We start from the raw sequence: 16,071 nt of genomic DNA, 5'->3' as shown, positions 1-16,071 counted from the left end.
AGCCATCTCCAAAAAAACAATGTCACAACCACTCACTCTTGCCACCCAAGCAAATATTGATCTTGATCACTCAAATGATGTGATCAAAAGAATCTATAGGCAAGTGTTCGGCAATCGACATTTGATGGAGTTGGACGTCAACAAATCATTGGAGGCTTTATTTATTAATGGAGACTTAACGGTCCAGGGGTTTGTAACAGCTCTGGCCCAGTCAGACACCTACAAAAAACTCTTCCTTGAGACCAATAGTCCCTATAAATTTGTTGAGCTGAATTTTAAGCATCTTCTAGGGCGTGCACCCCACGACCAAAGTGAAATTATGGAGCATGTAAAACTCCTAAGCGAAGAAGGCTACGAAAACGAGATTGCAAGCTACACGTACAGTGAAGAGTATTTGACTGCATTTGGGATCGATCAAGTTCCTTATAGTCGTGGATCAAATACGATGCAAGGTGGAAGCACAATCAATTACACCAGAACCAACGCCTTTGAAGTTGGATATGCAGGATACGATGGAGCCCAAAAAGCTTCAACACTTTTGCAGAGCCTCACAACAGGTTCAATTCCTGATATCAGTCAGAGGAAAGGAGTTGGAAATGGTGGCGCATTAACCATAAGCTGGAGTTCACGTAAGCAGGTTGGAGCCAATCGTCGTGTAGCTCAAAAGTCAGTTGTTAACCAGACATCAATGTCTTCAACAATCAAAAGCATCCTCTCCCAAGGCGGCAAGATCCTTAGTATTACAAAGGCTTAAAGCTTATCGTTGTTATGGCCTAGTACTCTTCTGGCTAGGCCATAATTACTCAAAAGGAATAATTCAAACCATAATCAACCAAATTAATCAAATCTCATGCCAATCACCCGCCCAAATTCACAAAAAATTAAACCTGAACAAACAGATTTCGAGAGATCAGTTGAGAAAAATCATATGGCAATGTCCATGATGATTGACTCAGTTGTCAACATGATGCAGAACACACGTCCATCTCTACATCAAGAACAACCAAATACATTCGCTAACTAATATGGATATTGAGCAGTTTGTTGCTCAAACTGAGGGTGAATGGAGGTCGATGCGCTCGGCCCATTCTTTAGCCTTTCAGCAATTTGAAGACGTTCTAAGTGAAATATCAGTAGAAAAAATCAGCACTACAGATTCTGATTTGCAAGCAATACTCAAACAAGAAGGTGACTTAAGTGTGTCTGATATTAAGTCACCTTTTTTGATGAAATGGTCTGCTGAAAGTGACTGGGAGCCTGAAGACCCTAATGATGTGGCGAATGGCCAATGTATTATCGTGCCGATACCAAACAATGAACAATCCGGAACACTGCTAAGAAGTGTTGGTTACGCAGAATCTATAGCAGCAAGATCAGAATATAATTTTCTAGATGATGGCACGTTTGTCCTGAAAACTAAATATGATCAATCAATTGCTGAAGAGAGAATTTGGTTTGTAAGCGAGAACGTACGCTGTCGATCCTCAGTTCTTAAGACGTCAGAAGGTTCCGGAATACTACAGACGTCCTTCTCATCTGAAGTTCGTCGATTAATCAAATCATAAAGTCAAACATTTCTATGGAATCTATAGTCAAATTTGCCAAAACAATTGCAGGCATATACGATAATTTCGACCAATCTCAAGAAAATCCCAAAGATTTTGCTCGCATTAATATCATCTTCAGACCCTTGCCCTGGACGATCTTCAACGGACCAGGATTTTATTCAGAACAACACTATGACTACGCACCATGGTCACCATATAGACAAGGCATCCATAGATTAATCACCCATAAAAAAGAATCAGATATGTTTATCATGGAAAACTTTGGATTTGCCAATCCAGAAAGATTAGCTGGAGCAGGTAGAAATCCTGAACTTCTTCAATCCTTGAAAAAAGACAGCTTAAAATCAAGATGTGGTTGTGCAATGCATTTCAAAACCAAAAAGAATGGGCACTATATAGGCTCAGTAGAACCCGGAAATAAATGCATGGTCCCAAGAGATGGACAACTCACATATTTAGTTAGTGAAGTGGAAGTCACAGAAGACAGTTGGGTAAGCAGAGACCGCGGATACGATCCAGAAACCAATAAACAAATTTGGGGATCTGAACACGGACAATTAATCTTCAAAAAGATAAAAGATATTGGGGAAGTTATTGCCAATGATTGGATGCACAAAAACATCAGCAATGAAAGATAGTAAATCCCAAATTAAATCATGGATCCGGTCTCAGCATTTGATTTGCGAGGGAGGGGATTTTATTTTTGAAACTGTTGATCAAACACAATTGGAAAAATTTGAAGTGATTATGGAATCATTGGGAGGTCGTGTAAGGGCAGTCAAAGCTGTAGGCAATTGGCCAATGGGACCAAATCGATCGTTTAAGATATTGCGAGCAATTGCTTCAGTACCAAGACCTGGAGGTGAAGAGTTAGTAACTTATTGGGCAAAAAAAGGATCTAAGCAAACAAGGTATTCAGAAATAAATTCATAGGTAATAGAATCAATCTGAAAACCAACCCATCCACGTTGGTTGAGAGAAATCAGTATGCTCACTCCATTTACGAAGCAACGTCAATGAATCAAAGTGGTAACCCTTTTGTTGAGCTAATGCAATAATTTCATCTTGATTTCGGGACGACTTAATCTCCTCTTTTAATTGACTATCACTCTGCGCAAGACGAATAAAATCTTCAAGAATTTGATCCTTCTGGGAATCAGAAAGGGGGGTACTCATGGATGTGAACTGCAGTTATAGATTTTAAGAAGAAACCTGATCGGCTCCTTCCATCAGCATAGCTCTCCAAGATGAAACCTGACGAAAAGCCCAACTCCAATGGTTGATATCATAAAATTGAGATGATTGCTTTTCCTTAGAACTCAAACACTCAGAATCCAAACGAACAAATTCATCCCAATCTGCCTTTGAAAAAGAGAACCCCTTCGAATATGCATAATCAATAATTTGTTCGTGCGAGGTAAGCGTCTTTAGTCCAGTAGCAATCTCATGACTTTGAACTACAGAGTAAATAAACTGTTGGATGATTTGGCTGGAAGATGAATTTAACAAGATTCAATCCAAATTGCAAAGTTTGAGTTCGTACAGATAAGCTGCAGAACTAAAGGACCTCCAGTGCAGCGAAGAAGGCGCCAAGGGATTTTTTGGCTTGTATGACCAGAGTCAACCAAAATCTTAGGTGGTCTGGTGGCTTGTTCCAATGGAATCAAGGCCGCACCAGTCAGTAACGGCTCTACTGACTGAATCAAGTTCCGAAGTGAGTTAATATCGGTTACAGAATTAAGTCGATTCTGTAGTTCAATATTTTGAGTAATCATCTCAACAAAGCGGGGCAACGCTTTTTCGTCTTCAACAGAGACCGACATTCTAAACGGAATCAATCAGATCAATACTACACCAATGCAGTGAGTGGGGGATGCAATTACAAAATTGGTGCGGTTGAAAATGAAAGGGGCACAAACCGACTCAATTGATCTCATCCCAATACAAAGTGGTAGATTTAAGACGCTTAAATGAAGTCACGACGAATTAAAAGAATTATGGCAGAGCGATTCGATGTCTTATTCGAGGGACTGTCAGAAGAGTCATCTCTAAAAATCCTCTTATCGGACCCAAGAGATCTGCCGAATCCTGTTGATAAATATATGGCAGCAACACGACTCGCAGCATGCTCAAGTGACGAGTCATTGCAGGGGCTGATCAGCGCTGTCGATCTGGATCCAGAGGACCTCTTTAACAGAATCACAAGGCGGAAGGCGATCGAGGCATTGGGACGGAGAAAAAATGCACAAGCTTTAGATTGCCTGTTTAAGGCTTTGGAATTTGATGATGAGCCGTCCGTGATCAATGCTGCCGATTCAATTACACAAATATCTGCTCCTCTTACAGACAGTCAATGTGAATCACTGCTCAAAGCCTTGAAAGGGAGTGATCCACAAAAAAGAGCAGTGATTCAGGCTCATACCAGACTAGGACTTAAGAGTGGTACATCATTCATTCAAACGCTAATCCATGATGAAAACCCATTGATTTCAGGAGCAGCAAGGGCTTTTTGTGCTCGTGTCGAGGGCGATCTTGATCAACTAAAACCACTGATTCCACAACTCCATGATCTTCAAGCAGGCCGTCGCCGCTCTGCTGTCATCGACCTTGGAGATTCTGGTGATATCAACATGTTGCAATATCTGATCAGGAGCGCTGTATCAATGCCGTTACGAGCCAAGAGTGCTTTTCAACTCGTTGATCCAACAAAGAAAGCAGAGGTACCGGAAGAACACATCAACACAATCACCACACTTCTTCAAGATGATCCTAGAAGTCTTGCCATGCGCGACGAGTGGTTGAGTCAACAAGACCCAATAGAGATTGAGAACAACCTGCAACACCGAGACGAGGGAAAACAATACGGAGCAGCACTAAGCCTCCTAAAAATGCCCAAAAGTCAACAAATCGAAATCATTGACGGCATTCGCGCACGTTTATGGAGTGATTACGGAGCAAACTATCTGCTCACTTCATTAATTGGTCTTGCCTGCATCCATGAAAGAGAGGAGCTGATCAAAACATCACTGGCAGAGACCCTTCCTCAGTATGCAAAGTCAAGAGTTGCCGCAGCATGGGGCTGCCTGAAACTGGATCTAACCGACCAGCTCGATCTCCTCAAGGAAATCAGCACAAGCTCACAGTGGGTGCCACTGAGATGGAGCTGCCTGCAAGTGCTTCATAATTTTTCATGATGTTTCTCGAAGCGCTCAAAAGTCTGTCCACGAAAGGCTCTGTCGGTGCGCACGCTGACCTTTATATTTTATTCGGATTGGTGATTGCAAACTTTTTTGTCCTGACGTAGCCCGGAGGAGGAGGAGACAAAAAAAGAGAAGTAATGTCCTTTTGGCGGATACGCATCCCCCCAAAAAACTCTTCCCAACTCCTCATGCTCGACGCATTCTCCAGGAAGGCCGTCTCGGCCGATTCAAGCGGCGCCTTCATTGGCGGAGGCGAGCTTGCCTCTCTCAAGTCATTCATTGCAGACGGCAACAAGCGCCTTGACGCTGTTAACGCCCTCTCATCAAATGCTGCTTGCATCGTCTCTGACGCCGTTGCTGGCATTTGCTGTGAAAACACCGGCTTGACTGCACCTAATGGTGGTGTGTACACCAACCGCAAAATGGCAGCTTGCCTCCGTGATGGCGAAATCGTTCTCCGTTATGTGAGCTACGCCCTTCTGGCAGGCGACGCATCTGTACTGCAGGATCGTTGCCTTAACGGACTTCGCGAAACCTACGCCGCACTTGGCGTTCCTACCGGATCTGCTGCACGCGCAGTGGCCATCATGAAGGCCGCCTCCGCAGCATTGATCACCAACACCAACAGCCAGCCTAAGAAGGCAGCTGTAACTCAGGGTGACTGCTCCAGCCTCGCTGGTGAAGCAGGTAGCTACTTCGATGCAGTGATCAGCGCAATCAGCTGAATCTGATCTCATTTAATCGTCAAACACCACTCACTTCCAACTCATGAAGTCTGTTATCACCACCGTTGTCGGCGCAGCCGACAGCGCTTCACGCTTCCCCTCAGCATCAGACATGGAATCCGTTCAGGGTTCTATCCAACGTGCAGCTGCTCGTCTTGAAGCTGCTGAAAAGCTTTCTGCTAACTACGACGCAATTGCTCAGCGCGCTGTTGACGCTGTGTACGCACAGTATCCAAACGGTGCTACTGGCCGCCAGCCTCGCCAGTGTGCAACTGAAGGCAAAGAGAAGTGCAAGCGTGACTTCGTTCACTACCTTCGTCTGATCAACTACTGCCTGGTTACAGGTGGCACTGGTCCTCTTGACGAACTCGCCATCAACGGCCAGAAGGAAGTTTACAAGGCTCTCAGCATCGACGCTGGTACCTATGTTGCAGGCTTCTCCAACATGCGCAACGACGGTTGCTCACCTCGCGACATGAGCGCTCAAGCTCTCACTGCTTACAACACCCTTCTTGACTACGTGATCAACTCCCTGGGTTGATATCACTTCTCAGGAACTGATTTATTCCGCATGGAACAACGGGGTGGGCAATGCCCACCCTTTTTTTTCAGGAATTTACTTTTGCCATAGCAAAGTCGTCCTAAGGAATAGGAAATCAGGAAAGATGTTGCCGTTGCGTTATTCTGCCAAAAGCTAGATTAACTCGTTGACGAATCATCATTGGGCAATATTACGCCATACAATTTCAAGGCATAATTGATTTCTTGCCCTGAGATGTAGAGGCGCATTCAAACCACCACTCCCCCCATCTTCATCATGCTCGGAGCAGAAACAAGCCTGCAAGCCCTCACCTCGGCGACCAGAACAGGTCCCGCTGCTTTCTCCACAAAAAGCAAAGCTGGTAAAAACACTGTTCCCCGCACAGTTGCAGGTGCCATTGCTGAATACAAGCGCCAGCACTGTGCCGCAATGGGTATCGGCATTGGTCCAAGGCTGCTCTCAGAGTGTCCTTTCGCAGTTACTTTTGATCGGTATTCTCCAGACAGTAGTGCGGCCCTTGAGAGGGTCATTGTTGCCGCCTACCGTCAAGTATTAGGAAATCTTCCCCCGACTGATAACCAGCGCGAAACTTCACTGGAAGTACGTCTGATGAATGGTGAAATCACAGTACGTGATTTCGTAAATGGCCTTGCTAAGTCTGACTTCTACAAGGACAACTTCTTCCATGCTGTAGGCGCCCAACGCGGTATTGAGCTTAACTTCAAACATTTGCTAGGACGGGCACCACTCAACCAGCAAGAAGTTCAAAACCATATCAAACTGCAGGCAGAAGAGGGCTTTGATGCACTGATCGATACTCTGACTGACTCTGCAGAATACACAGAAGTCTTTGGTGCAGACATCGTTCCTTACGACCGCACAAAAGATTCATATGCAGGTATGAACACCCGATCCTTCAATTTGATGAGGGATCTTGGAGGGATGAAAGTAGCAATCAGCGATAACGCACAGGGCAGACAAAGCAAAACCGTTAATGCTTTGGCCAGTGCATCAAGAGAAAGCACAAAGCCTCAGCCTTTCTCCTATGTATCTGTCACCCAAATACCTGTCAAACTGCCTCAGCAACAGTACACAGGTCATAATGTACCAGCGATGAGTGATTATGTGCCATTCCGTCCATTTGGAATCTTCTTCTAGATTCTAAGTTTCGGATTCCATAGCATGAGCCCTCATCCATGATGGGGGCTTTTTTATGAGCAGTGTTCGTCTTAAGTGGAGGGCATTAATCAAAGATTGAATCAGATCAGGAAACACACAAGCGATCGGCTAGATTCAATGGTGAAGTACTCGCTTAGAAATGACAGGAATAAATTCTCAACAAGAAGACATCAAAATCGAGACTCTGACGCAGGAAGAAGCACTGGAACTAGCAACGGCCTTAAAACAAAAATTGAGCCATGGAGAGCTGCCAAATTCAGACCTCGAGTCCATCAACAAAATGGTGGCTGGATTAGGAGACAACAGAGGAGAGTTAAGATTAACATTTGCAAAAAGCCTCGGTTCAATTGGTGAAGATGCCATTCCAATATTATGCGAGGCATTAAAAAACAGCTCTAACGTCGTCATTAGAAGAGCCTCAGCTAAAACACTAAATATTATTGGGAACAAAAAAGCATTGCCAAACCTAATTGAGGCATTTGAGAGCGACGAAGATCCTGTCGTTCAAGGTTCATCAGCCGGGGCAATGGCCACAATCGGAGAACCAGCAATTGAACCATTGCTGAGAATTTTAACTGAATCAAACTGCACAGCTTTTCAGATAGGGTTAATCAATCTTGCATTAGGATTTATAGGCTCCAAAGGTCCGATGGGCTTTAATTCAGCGATAAGCTCTAAAAATCCGGAGATAAGAATAGCGGCTCTAAATGCGTTGGCCGAACAAGCTCAAAAAAGTGAAAACAAAGACGTACAAGCATTAATATTGAATGCATTAAAAGATCAAGACAGTGAAGTGCGTGCAGAAGCCGCAATCATTGTAGGCAAATCAATGGATCAAGAAGAAGGAGCTCATCAACTCCACGAATTATTAAAAGACAAAAACGATCAGGTTCGAAAAAATGCTGCACTCTCGCTGATGAAAATGGAAGCAGTTATTTCAATTGACTTTCTCGATCGAGCAATTCGTCAAGAATCTGACGAGCAAGTTAAAGGCGTAATGATCGTCGCGAGGAATCAACTAATGAAGCACTAAAATAAAAAATTAATTGCCAAAAAGGCTTTGGCGGCGAGACATACTTGCCTCAAGAATTTCCTTAATCAACACATCTGTTGAATCATGATTGATCATCCTCTCGAAACACTGATCTACCTCAGTAGAGTCGATCTCAGCAAGAGACATCACAGCAGATTGGACATGGGCAATATTCGTACTGTTGCAAACTTGAATTAAAATAGGGATCACACGCTCTTTCTCGTGCTCCTGCTTTGAGAAATATCCGAGAGTCATCAAAGCAGATTGAGACACAACAGGATTGATATCATCCAGTGCCAACTTTAATGCTTGAATGGCCTGCTCTGGAAAAACAGCATCGGGAAAATTCACAGCAACTTGAACAAAAGCTTTGATACAGCATGCCTTAACCGTACCATTATCGGTCTTATCATAAAGATCAAGAAGAGGAAACAAAACCCCGTGACCAAAAACACCCAAACCCTTAACTGCCGTTCGATAAATCGTAGGGTCAGGATCATTTAACAGGGCAAGAAGACGAGGCAATGCCTCATCAAAGTAGTTTTCAGACATTGATACACATGCATCCATTCTAATATTGGGATTCGGATGAGACAAGTCCAGGAACAGATCATCAAGAGATATTATTGAAGACACAATCAAAGAAGTTAATTGTCTCCGACTTTAGCAGGAGGCTATAGCAATGACCTGTCCTTGATAAAAGGTGATGGGTTATGAAGCTAACGCCATGCGAGCTCTAGCCTGAACAAATTGATCGATATCATTATCAGAAAGTTGAAAAATCATTTTGTTTTTCAATGCAATTTCTAATTCTGCGTAGTTGTCTATAGATTGAATCAATGAATAACGCATATCCCAAGGCATGGAATCACGAGAAGATAATATCTCTGGGATGAGCTCACAAAGCATTGAAGGATTAAGCTTAGCAAGGGCTAAGATTGACGCAGCTCTACTCTTCTGAAATTGTGGCCTCAAATTAGAAATCGACGAAAGCAGCACCTCGAAAATCCAACGCTTAGACTCCGCAGACCAATCAAAAATAGAGCCAAACAGACAAATAAAGCAGTAATGAGCTCCATAATCATTATGAGCCTCTTCAACCCATGATTCCTTCAACATCGGGAATATCTCAGAAGCCGAGCGAGACGACAAATACTTAAGCGCTAAATAACATCGGCTAAAGTCAGTATTATATAAATCCCGAACCAGAAACTCACTAGAGGGCGACTCGTCATATTCGTGGACACAATTGATTGCAGATAAATCACAAGAAAAAAGAGAGTCAAGCGATGAAAGCAAATTTAAATCAACAACACTCGCTGAATTCTCACCGTACATTTCACGAACAGCGCGCATTTTAAAAACAGGTGAAACGGGAGCCGCAAAAATTTCATTAAGCTGGTCTATGGCATCCACATCAATCAAATCCTGTATGGCAAAATGCCTATCCATTTGATTCGGCAATAATAAATTCAAAGATATCTCAGGAACTCTTGTGAAGTTACGAGTTAGCTTCGCGATAGCGGAAATTGCAGCACCTTTAATTCCAGGAACAGAGCTTTCCTGGAAAGGACGAATAACATCTACACTTCTAGAAATATTCAAAGTAGCCAGACACTGTATGCTAATCCTCTGATTAGTGGTATCTACTCGAAGAATATCAATCATTTGATCAATGAATATCTGATCTTGGCATTGTAAAATTTGCAATGCCCAAACACTATTTTCAACTAAATAGACATCATCAGACCATAGGCACTTACCGATCGCAGGAACCGCATCAATACATCCCAGACGCGCTAAAACTTCAACGATCTTGCGTTTAGTAATTTTAATTGATTGGCAAGAAGATTCGCGATATTGCAAAAATTCAATCAACGTTTGTTCGGTTTCAATCCCAGGACAATTAATTAAGTGAGCTGCTGCTGTGTAAAAATCACTTTCTGAATCTTGCTCAGTTGCAGACTTCATCAGCAAATGACGTGCATGCTCACAGGTCAGACCGGGATGGATGTTGTCAAATCTTGCGGAATTATGCAAAACAAGAACTTAGACAATAGAGTAATGCTAGCACTGCTTCATAAAGCTTTACCAATCCCCTTTTATCAAAAAGTTATATATTCAAAAGACTTGCACAATGATAGTTAGATCATATTCTTGGAGCAGTCAAGATTGAATCGATGGGACCCTTTTCAGGCAGTTCATTTCTCGTCAAAACAATTGCCTATGGGCGGTCTAGGCCAACAACATCAACAAGCATTCAAATTCCATTTAACCGACTGAGTCAAGGTATTCAAGCAATGCGTCAGTCAGGCATTACGGTTACAGCTGTTACTAATATCGACGGCGACGAAATCGCGACTATGCCTAACAATCAGAAGCCAAAGAATGCAGGCCAGGCAAAGAATGAAGAAAAAACCTCATCCAAAAAAGAGAAGAAATTGTTCAATCGCAGAGGAAAGAAAAAAGACTAAATCTTACTGAAAAGATTTAATCTCTTACCTCAAAAACACCATCTACAGGTCGACTTGCTTTAAGAGCATCCCAATTGATGCTCTTTAGGAAAGAATCTGGGTTGGCACATTCAACAACGTCAACCCCCCAATAACCTTCTTGTAACGGCGAACCTGGCGTAGCCTCAGAATCCTTTCTACCGCCTAGAGCAATGAAGGAATGATTCATCGAATGGCCAAGTGAGTTCCGAAATTTTTTCCATGCATTAACGACTTCTCGTGCTAACTCTTGGTGTGAGAGATCAGACTCAACAAGAACCATCCAATGAGGGTGGTTCAAAGCATTGGTATTGATGTGATCAGAATGAAGGCTGAGACCTTCTGCGAGTTCCGAAGGAGTAAAAGAAGGTACGGACTCTGAATGAATCTGTAAGTTATGGGAGAGAACAAAAAATTGCATGATTAGCAACTATAGTCAGTAAAGGTCTAGTGAGAGGATGATTTTAAGTGCTGATGGGTGAGGTATCCTGCAATGTCTGATAGCAATCAAATTAAGAATTCATCGCAGACCCAACAAGTCAATACATTAAGCGAAGAGGAGGCCTTGGTGCTATCAGCGCACTTAAAAGAACAGCGTAGTAGTGGTATACCTCTCGATTCAGATCAAAAATCTATCGATAAAATGATAGCGGGCCTCGGCGATCCTCGGGGACTTCTTCGCCTACGGTTTGCAGATAGTCTTGGTTCCGTTGGACAAGCAGCTGTTCCTGCTCTTTGTAATGCCATGCTGTCTAGCGACCAAGTAACCGTGCGTAGGGCAGCAGCAAAGACACTGACGTTAATTGAGGATCCCAATAGTCTGCCTGATCTTGTATCTGCATTCCTCAATGATCAAGACTCTGTCGTTCAAGGTTCAGCAATGGGGGCAATGGCAGCCATAGGAGAAGAGGCTGTAACTCCTATCCTCAATCTGTTGTCACATCCAGAGACAACAGAAATGCAGATAGGATTGGCAAACTGGGCGTTGGCTTTCATAGGCGATCGTGGGTCAAAGACTTTAAGAAACGCTTTAAGCTCAGGCAACAGCACAATTAGAAAAGCTGCGATTGCTGCCCTTACAAGCAGAATTGACACACTGAATGCCGATGAAAACAAAGACTTATTATCTAATGCTTCGAACGATGATGATTCAGAGATCCGTGCTGAAGTTGCAACATTACTTGGAGCAATGGAGGATACTGATTGGGCTAAACTCCTGCTCATCTCTAATTTAGATGATCCAGATAGTTGGGTTCGAAAAAACTCAGTCCTCTCTCTAATGAAATTGAATGCAAAAGAGGCTCTACCTAAACTTGAGGAACTTGAACTTCAAGAAAAAGATAGAATTGTAGTCAACGTCCTCAAACTTGCCATTCAAAAACTCCGGCAAACAGATTAAGTTTTTAACAATAAAAAAGGATGGGTAGTGAACCCCATCCTTTATGAACTTAAAAATGAATCGTTATCTTGCTATCAAGAGAGAGCATTGATAACATAATCAAGATAGCTCTTGAACTCGTTAAGAGCTTGAGGGCTCATATCGCGAGGGGCGCAAGCACGGTCGCGGGTATAAGTCAGAGCCTCGACGTATGGGCCAGTAGGGAGTGAAAGGCTGCGATAAACCTCACGTGCTCCGGCAATACCCCACTCGTCCAAAGGACCAGTGCCGCCCACAACCAAGCAATAGTTGATCAGGCGCAGATAGTGACCAAGATCTCGGTAGCACTTGTCAACCTTCACTTGGCTATCGCCTGCCTCACCGGGCTGCTTGAGATAGGAATACTTATTAAAGCAAGCATCACCTGCTTCACGAGTCACCTTGTCTAGGCCAGCAGCTAGCTTTTCAGCAGCTTCAAGGCGAGCTGCAGCTCGCTGAATATTGCCCTGGACGGCTTCAAGATCGTTTTGAGAAAGGAAGCGACCTGCTGCATCTGCAGCGGTCACGACGGTTGTCACGACGGACTTCATTGGGGATTCCTAAAGATGAATAGTGTCTGAGAGCGGAGAAAGTAAGTCTTTATTCCAGATCAGGAAATAGCGCCGATGACGCGATCGAAATAAGCACCTGCTTCTGCAACCAGAGCGGCACAGTCACCCTGTGTAGTTTCCATTTTACGGAAACGCTTACCACCCAAACCAGGAGTGTTGGTTTCTCCGATGTGAGCAGTGGCGGAAGCCTTCATGATGGCAACGGCGCGACCTGCAGACTGAGTAGGAACACCCAGCGCAATGTAGGTTTCCTTGAGTCCGTTCAAGCAACGATCATCAAGCACGGATGCATCGCCAGCCAAAAGGGCATAGCTGATGTAGCGAAGAACGATCTCTCCGTCGCGAAGGCAAGCTGCCATACGACGGTTGGGGTAGCAATTGCCACCTGCCTGGATCAGACCTGTGTTTTCACAAATCATGCCTGTCACAGCATCTGAAACGATGCAGGAGGCGTTTGAGGTGATGGCGTTGACAGCATCGAGACGCTTATTGCCGTCACGAACATAGGAGCGGAGACCTGCGAGGTCACTACCACCAACGGGAGCAGTTTTGGCGTCGGCACTGACGACCGAACGTGAGAATGCGTCGAGCATGTGGGCCAGACAAATTTGGAGGGAAGAGGCTTCTGGATTCCCGTTAGGGCTAAGCCTGAAGATTCCCCTCAAGAGAGGAATCCGTTTCCAGGACTAGCCTTTTCAGGTGAAGCACTGATCAAACCTAAGCGTAAATTGCTGATGAGAGACCGAGTATCGGCTGATCACGCAAGAGTTCGTCACTTTGATGGTTTTTGATCGAGAAGACAAACGTGGCAAACCGCTCTGGACCATCTGTTTAGACAAACTCACGCCGACACCAGGACGGACTCACAAACCATGGATCCAACATTGGTCGATTGATTCCAGGAGGTATGGTTGCAAGGCGTGTTTGCTGCAAATCACAGGTCGACATGACGGAACAAACAAGTCAGGCACCTTCACTTGAAGAGCTGATCGAAACAATTACAGAATTGACTGCATATAGAGAACGACTTTACGATGATGTTGTGGGCCTTGGCAAAAAGCTTCGTTTATCCCAGAAGAAAATCGATGCAACAATCAAAGAACATCCTGAACTCACTCGAATTGATGCAATTCTCACCCAATTAAAAGCTCAACGGGATACGCAAGAGAGTCAAGCATGACTGTGATGGACAATCCTCCAGTCACAATGGAGGACTTTTTCGAGACCAGCCGCGGACTCTGGCTTATCAGACGCGTTGTTCACCATCTTGATAGCCAAGACGATGAAGCGGCCGACTCGAATCTAGTGATTGAACCCTTCAATGCATCTGACGAAGCAGTAGAAAAAGTTTGCAAAGTCTTTGGGATAGAAGCTTCAGAAGCCAATGGCGGAGCAAGATTTTGGTGGGAAAGCAACCTTCTGGCCGAAAAACGCAACGACGACTACGCGGCGATTGTGATCGATGTACCAAAGCCGGAGCATCCTGACCAAGGATATCTTTTAAGAGATGTTGGTTACGTAGAGAAAAAGCCTGCTCTTAGCACCTACGAATTCACTCCTGACGGAGTCCTCACAATCAAAACGAGATATGATACAAATTTTGGAATAGAACGCTGCTGGTTCGTCAACGATCAAATCAGAATGCGAGTGAGTTCAGTACAGTTTTTAAATGGTGCTGCAATGACCACCTACTGCACGGAATTTCGATGCCCAAGCAAAGCCGATATTGAGCAGATTGCCAACCAAGCCAAAACATTCGCTCAGACCAATCCTTTGTAAGGACATTTAAACAATGTTTGATTCATTTCTCAATGAGCTTCATTCAGATATCACCAAGAGAGGTGGATCTCCCCTTCCTTTACCGGAAGGTCTAGAAGAATGCAGATCTTCAAAATCATCCAGTGTCATTCAGAGCTGGCTTTGGGATGTTCCTGGCTTTCGGCGCTGGAGGGTCACTCGACTTGATGCAGGCGACAGCCTGCAAGTTTTCAATTCTGTTGCATATCCTGATTACAACTATGATCACCCCTTAATGGGAGTTGATCTCCTCTGGTTCGGGGCCCGTCAGAAGCTTGTTGCCGTACTCGATTTCCAGCCCTTGGTCCAAGACAAAGACTATCTTGATCGCTATTTTTCTGGTCTCAAGGAACTGAATCAACGCTTTCCAGATCTCAATAGTGAGGAAACGATGCGTTCATTTGATCCAAATCAGTATTTTTCTTCATGGTTACTGTTCTGTCGCGGAGGTGCGGAACAAGCTGATTTATCCCTACCAAAGGCTTTTAGTGCATTCTTAAAAGCATACTGGGATTTACATGACAATGCCAAAAGCATTCCCTCAACTATTCCTCCAGAAGAAGTTAAGAACCTGCAGGACAAATACGATATTTACAGCGCCGAACGGGATCCAGCACACGGACTCTTTACAAGCCATTTCGGGAAAGACTGGTCAAATCGGTTCCTCCATGAGTTTTTATTCCCCGCCTCCTCCTCTCACAAATGACAAATCAAAGATTCAAAAGCACAGACCCTGTCAACATCGAAGGATGGTCATGGCAACCCTTTCTTGAAGATGCCATCAAGCGCCTAGAAGGCTTAAATGTTGAACCATACCCAGTTCCCGATCGTTTTTTACAACGCGAAGATCAAACTGGATCAAAATCAAAATCAATTCCTGTCACGACAGCAACCTGGGCTTGCAAAACAGAGAAATTCAGACAAGTCAGAGCTGCCTGCGTCAGTGCTGGATCAGCAGCATCTGTTTTGAATTTTGTGATCAATCCAAAGTCCACCTATGACTTACCTTTTTTTGGCGGTGATTTGGTAACGCTCCCCGCAGGACATTTGCTTGCACTAGACCTTCAACCCGCCATCAAAACAGACGAGGTCCACACCACTCATGTTTGGGATCGACTCATTCCCATTTTTGAGCGTTGGCGAGATCAACTGCCTTATGGAGGGCCAATTCCAGAGGAGGCGCAGCCCTTTTTCTCCCCTGGATTCCTGTGGACTCGACTGCCCCTTGGAGAGGAAGGCGACGAGTTGATTCAATCCATCGTCCGACCTGCGTTCAATGATTATTTAGACCTCTACCTCGAACTAGCTGCCTCAGCCGAGCGCGTGACCGATGAGCGCAGCGAGGTCCTTCTACAAGGGCAAAGAAAATACACAGATTATCGAGCCGAAAAAGACCCTGCGCGCGGAATGTTGACTCGCTTTCATGGCAGCGAATGGACCGAGGCATACATCCACACTGTGCTTTTTGATCTATAAGCAACCATTTTTTGTCGATTGCCAGCCTGAATAATCGCCAAAACCGATCAGGGGTTACACATTATGAACCG

Annotated in this window: 23 protein-coding genes; 15 read left to right on the top strand and 8 right to left on the bottom strand. The window is 44.4% G+C overall.

Annotated features, from left to right (window positions below):
• Positions 1-19 precede the first annotated feature (19 nt).
• The 4 genes from SIC18_RS05365 to SIC18_RS05350 all read left to right on the top strand — a co-directional run bounded on the left by SIC18_RS05365 (position 20) and on the right by SIC18_RS05350 (position 2,501).
• Positions 20-754, top strand: a complete 735-nt coding sequence (locus SIC18_RS05365; protein WP_048347970.1) for a phycobilisome rod-core linker polypeptide — start codon at positions 20-22, stop codon at positions 752-754.
• Positions 755-1,025: 271 nt separating this feature from the next.
• The gene (locus SIC18_RS05360; protein WP_048347969.1) at positions 1,026-1,565 is read left to right on the top strand and encodes a phycobiliprotein lyase; all 540 of its coding nucleotides are present in this window, start codon (positions 1,026-1,028) and stop codon (positions 1,563-1,565) included.
• 14 nt (positions 1,566-1,579) lie between these two features.
• Entirely contained in the window at positions 1,580-2,206 is a 627-nt protein-coding gene (locus tag SIC18_RS05355; protein ID WP_048347968.1) for a chromophore lyase CpcT/CpeT, read from the top strand.
• Positions 2,196-2,501 carry a CpeR family transcriptional regulator gene (locus tag SIC18_RS05350; protein WP_071841253.1) on the top strand — a complete coding sequence of 102 codons (306 nt, stop codon included), beginning with the start codon at positions 2,196-2,198 and terminating at the stop codon, positions 2,499-2,501. Before SIC18_RS05355 ends, SIC18_RS05350 begins: the two co-directional genes overlap by 11 nt.
• 9 nt (positions 2,502-2,510) lie before the next feature.
• Here SIC18_RS05350 and SIC18_RS05345 read toward each other — a convergent pair whose 3' ends face one another.
• From SIC18_RS05345 to SIC18_RS05335, 3 genes are read right to left on the bottom strand one after another with little or no spacing between them, the layout of a single operon-like run.
• Positions 2,511-2,744: a Nif11-like leader peptide family natural product precursor gene (locus SIC18_RS05345; RefSeq protein ID WP_048347967.1), complete on the bottom strand. Its 234-nt coding sequence runs from the start codon at positions 2,742-2,744 to the stop codon at positions 2,511-2,513.
• A 24-nt stretch (positions 2,745-2,768) separates the two neighbouring features.
• Complete coding sequence (locus tag SIC18_RS05340) at positions 2,769-3,077, bottom strand: Nif11-like leader peptide family natural product precursor (RefSeq protein ID WP_071841252.1); 309 nt, start codon at positions 3,075-3,077, stop codon at positions 2,769-2,771.
• A complete protein-coding gene (locus SIC18_RS05335) occupies positions 3,071-3,391 on the bottom strand; it encodes a hypothetical protein (RefSeq protein WP_048347966.1) in 321 nt (106 codons plus the stop codon). The genes SIC18_RS05340 and SIC18_RS05335 overlap by 7 nt, the downstream gene beginning before the upstream one ends.
• Positions 3,392-3,538: 147 nt before the next feature.
• On the opposite strand from SIC18_RS05335, the gene SIC18_RS05330 reads away from it, so the two are divergent.
• From SIC18_RS05330 to SIC18_RS05310, 5 genes are all read left to right on the top strand, one after another.
• Positions 3,539-4,762, top strand: coding sequence for a HEAT repeat domain-containing protein (locus tag SIC18_RS05330; RefSeq protein WP_413430324.1), 1,224 nt, complete (start codon positions 3,539-3,541; stop codon positions 4,760-4,762).
• Between the two features lie 194 nt (positions 4,763-4,956).
• On the top strand, positions 4,957-5,493 hold the full coding sequence (locus SIC18_RS05325; RefSeq protein ID WP_048347964.1) for a bleomycin hydrolase: 537 nt from the start codon (positions 4,957-4,959) through the stop codon (positions 5,491-5,493).
• 43 nt (positions 5,494-5,536) lie between these two features.
• Positions 5,537-6,034 carry a class 2 C-phycoerythrin subunit alpha gene (gene mpeA / locus SIC18_RS05320; protein ID WP_011618463.1) on the top strand — a complete coding sequence of 166 codons (498 nt, stop codon included), beginning with the start codon at positions 5,537-5,539 and terminating at the stop codon, positions 6,032-6,034.
• Between the two features lie 276 nt (positions 6,035-6,310).
• Positions 6,311-7,192, top strand: a complete 882-nt coding sequence (locus tag SIC18_RS05315; protein WP_048347963.1) for a phycobilisome rod-core linker polypeptide — start codon at positions 6,311-6,313, stop codon at positions 7,190-7,192.
• Positions 7,193-7,352: 160 nt separating this feature from the next.
• Complete coding sequence (locus SIC18_RS05310; protein WP_048347962.1) at positions 7,353-8,246, top strand: HEAT repeat domain-containing protein; 894 nt, start codon at positions 7,353-7,355, stop codon at positions 8,244-8,246.
• A 9-nt stretch (positions 8,247-8,255) separates the two neighbouring features.
• Here the strand turns inward: SIC18_RS05310 and SIC18_RS05305 are convergent, their stop codons facing one another.
• Positions 8,256-8,798 (bottom strand): HEAT repeat domain-containing protein, encoded by a 543-nt coding sequence (locus SIC18_RS05305; RefSeq protein ID WP_245407207.1) that lies wholly within the window; start codon positions 8,796-8,798, stop codon positions 8,256-8,258.
• A gap of 159 nt (positions 8,799-8,957) precedes the next feature.
• Positions 8,958-10,217 (bottom strand): hypothetical protein, encoded by a 1,260-nt coding sequence (locus SIC18_RS05300; RefSeq protein WP_053068587.1) that lies wholly within the window; start codon positions 10,215-10,217, stop codon positions 8,958-8,960.
• A 209-nt stretch (positions 10,218-10,426) separates the two neighbouring features.
• On the opposite strand from SIC18_RS05300, the gene SIC18_RS05295 reads away from it, so the two are divergent.
• Positions 10,427-10,720: a hypothetical protein gene (locus SIC18_RS05295; RefSeq protein WP_157028652.1), complete on the top strand. Its 294-nt coding sequence runs from the start codon at positions 10,427-10,429 to the stop codon at positions 10,718-10,720.
• A gap of 16 nt (positions 10,721-10,736) precedes the next feature.
• Here SIC18_RS05295 and SIC18_RS05290 read toward each other — a convergent pair whose 3' ends face one another.
• Complete coding sequence (locus SIC18_RS05290) at positions 10,737-11,159, bottom strand: DUF2656 family protein (RefSeq protein WP_048347960.1); 423 nt, start codon at positions 11,157-11,159, stop codon at positions 10,737-10,739.
• A gap of 72 nt (positions 11,160-11,231) precedes the next feature.
• Between SIC18_RS05290 and SIC18_RS05285 the strand changes: the two genes are divergently transcribed.
• Positions 11,232-12,137 (top strand): HEAT repeat domain-containing protein, encoded by a 906-nt coding sequence (locus SIC18_RS05285; protein ID WP_048347959.1) that lies wholly within the window; start codon positions 11,232-11,234, stop codon positions 12,135-12,137.
• 74 nt (positions 12,138-12,211) lie between these two features.
• Here SIC18_RS05285 and cpeA read toward each other — a convergent pair whose 3' ends face one another.
• Positions 12,212-12,706 carry a class 1 C-phycoerythrin subunit alpha gene (cpeA, locus tag SIC18_RS05280; protein ID WP_048347958.1) on the bottom strand — a complete coding sequence of 165 codons (495 nt, stop codon included), beginning with the start codon at positions 12,704-12,706 and terminating at the stop codon, positions 12,212-12,214.
• A gap of 59 nt (positions 12,707-12,765) precedes the next feature.
• The gene (cpeB, locus tag SIC18_RS05275) at positions 12,766-13,320 is read right to left on the bottom strand and encodes a class 1 C-phycoerythrin subunit beta (RefSeq protein WP_048347957.1); all 555 of its coding nucleotides are present in this window, start codon (positions 13,318-13,320) and stop codon (positions 12,766-12,768) included.
• Between the two features lie 353 nt (positions 13,321-13,673).
• Here cpeB and SIC18_RS05270 point away from each other — a divergent pair, with 353 nt between their 5' ends.
• Genes SIC18_RS05270 through SIC18_RS05255 form a run of 4 tightly spaced genes read left to right on the top strand, consistent with a single transcriptional unit; the run spans position 13,674 to position 16,000 of the window.
• Positions 13,674-13,907, top strand: coding sequence for a hypothetical protein (locus SIC18_RS05270; RefSeq protein WP_048348465.1), 234 nt, complete (start codon positions 13,674-13,676; stop codon positions 13,905-13,907).
• Complete coding sequence (locus tag SIC18_RS05265) at positions 13,904-14,506, top strand: phycobiliprotein lyase (protein ID WP_048347956.1); 603 nt, start codon at positions 13,904-13,906, stop codon at positions 14,504-14,506. The genes SIC18_RS05270 and SIC18_RS05265 overlap by 4 nt, the downstream gene beginning before the upstream one ends.
• Positions 14,507-14,519: 13 nt before the next feature.
• Complete coding sequence (locus SIC18_RS05260; RefSeq protein ID WP_413430323.1) at positions 14,520-15,230, top strand: 15,16-dihydrobiliverdin:ferredoxin oxidoreductase; 711 nt, start codon at positions 14,520-14,522, stop codon at positions 15,228-15,230.
• Positions 15,227-16,000: a phycoerythrobilin:ferredoxin oxidoreductase gene (locus SIC18_RS05255; protein ID WP_048347954.1), complete on the top strand. Its 774-nt coding sequence runs from the start codon at positions 15,227-15,229 to the stop codon at positions 15,998-16,000. The genes SIC18_RS05260 and SIC18_RS05255 overlap by 4 nt, the downstream gene beginning before the upstream one ends.
• Positions 16,001-16,071: the final 71 nt, after the last annotated feature.

The organism is Synechococcus sp. Cu2B8-bc1011 (assembly GCF_047302735.1).
In the GTDB taxonomy this organism is placed as follows: domain Bacteria; phylum Cyanobacteriota; class Cyanobacteriia; order PCC-6307; family Cyanobiaceae; genus Synechococcus_C.
Note: the sequence above shows the minus strand (reverse complement) of the source record. Positions and strands in the feature narration are given on the sequence as shown.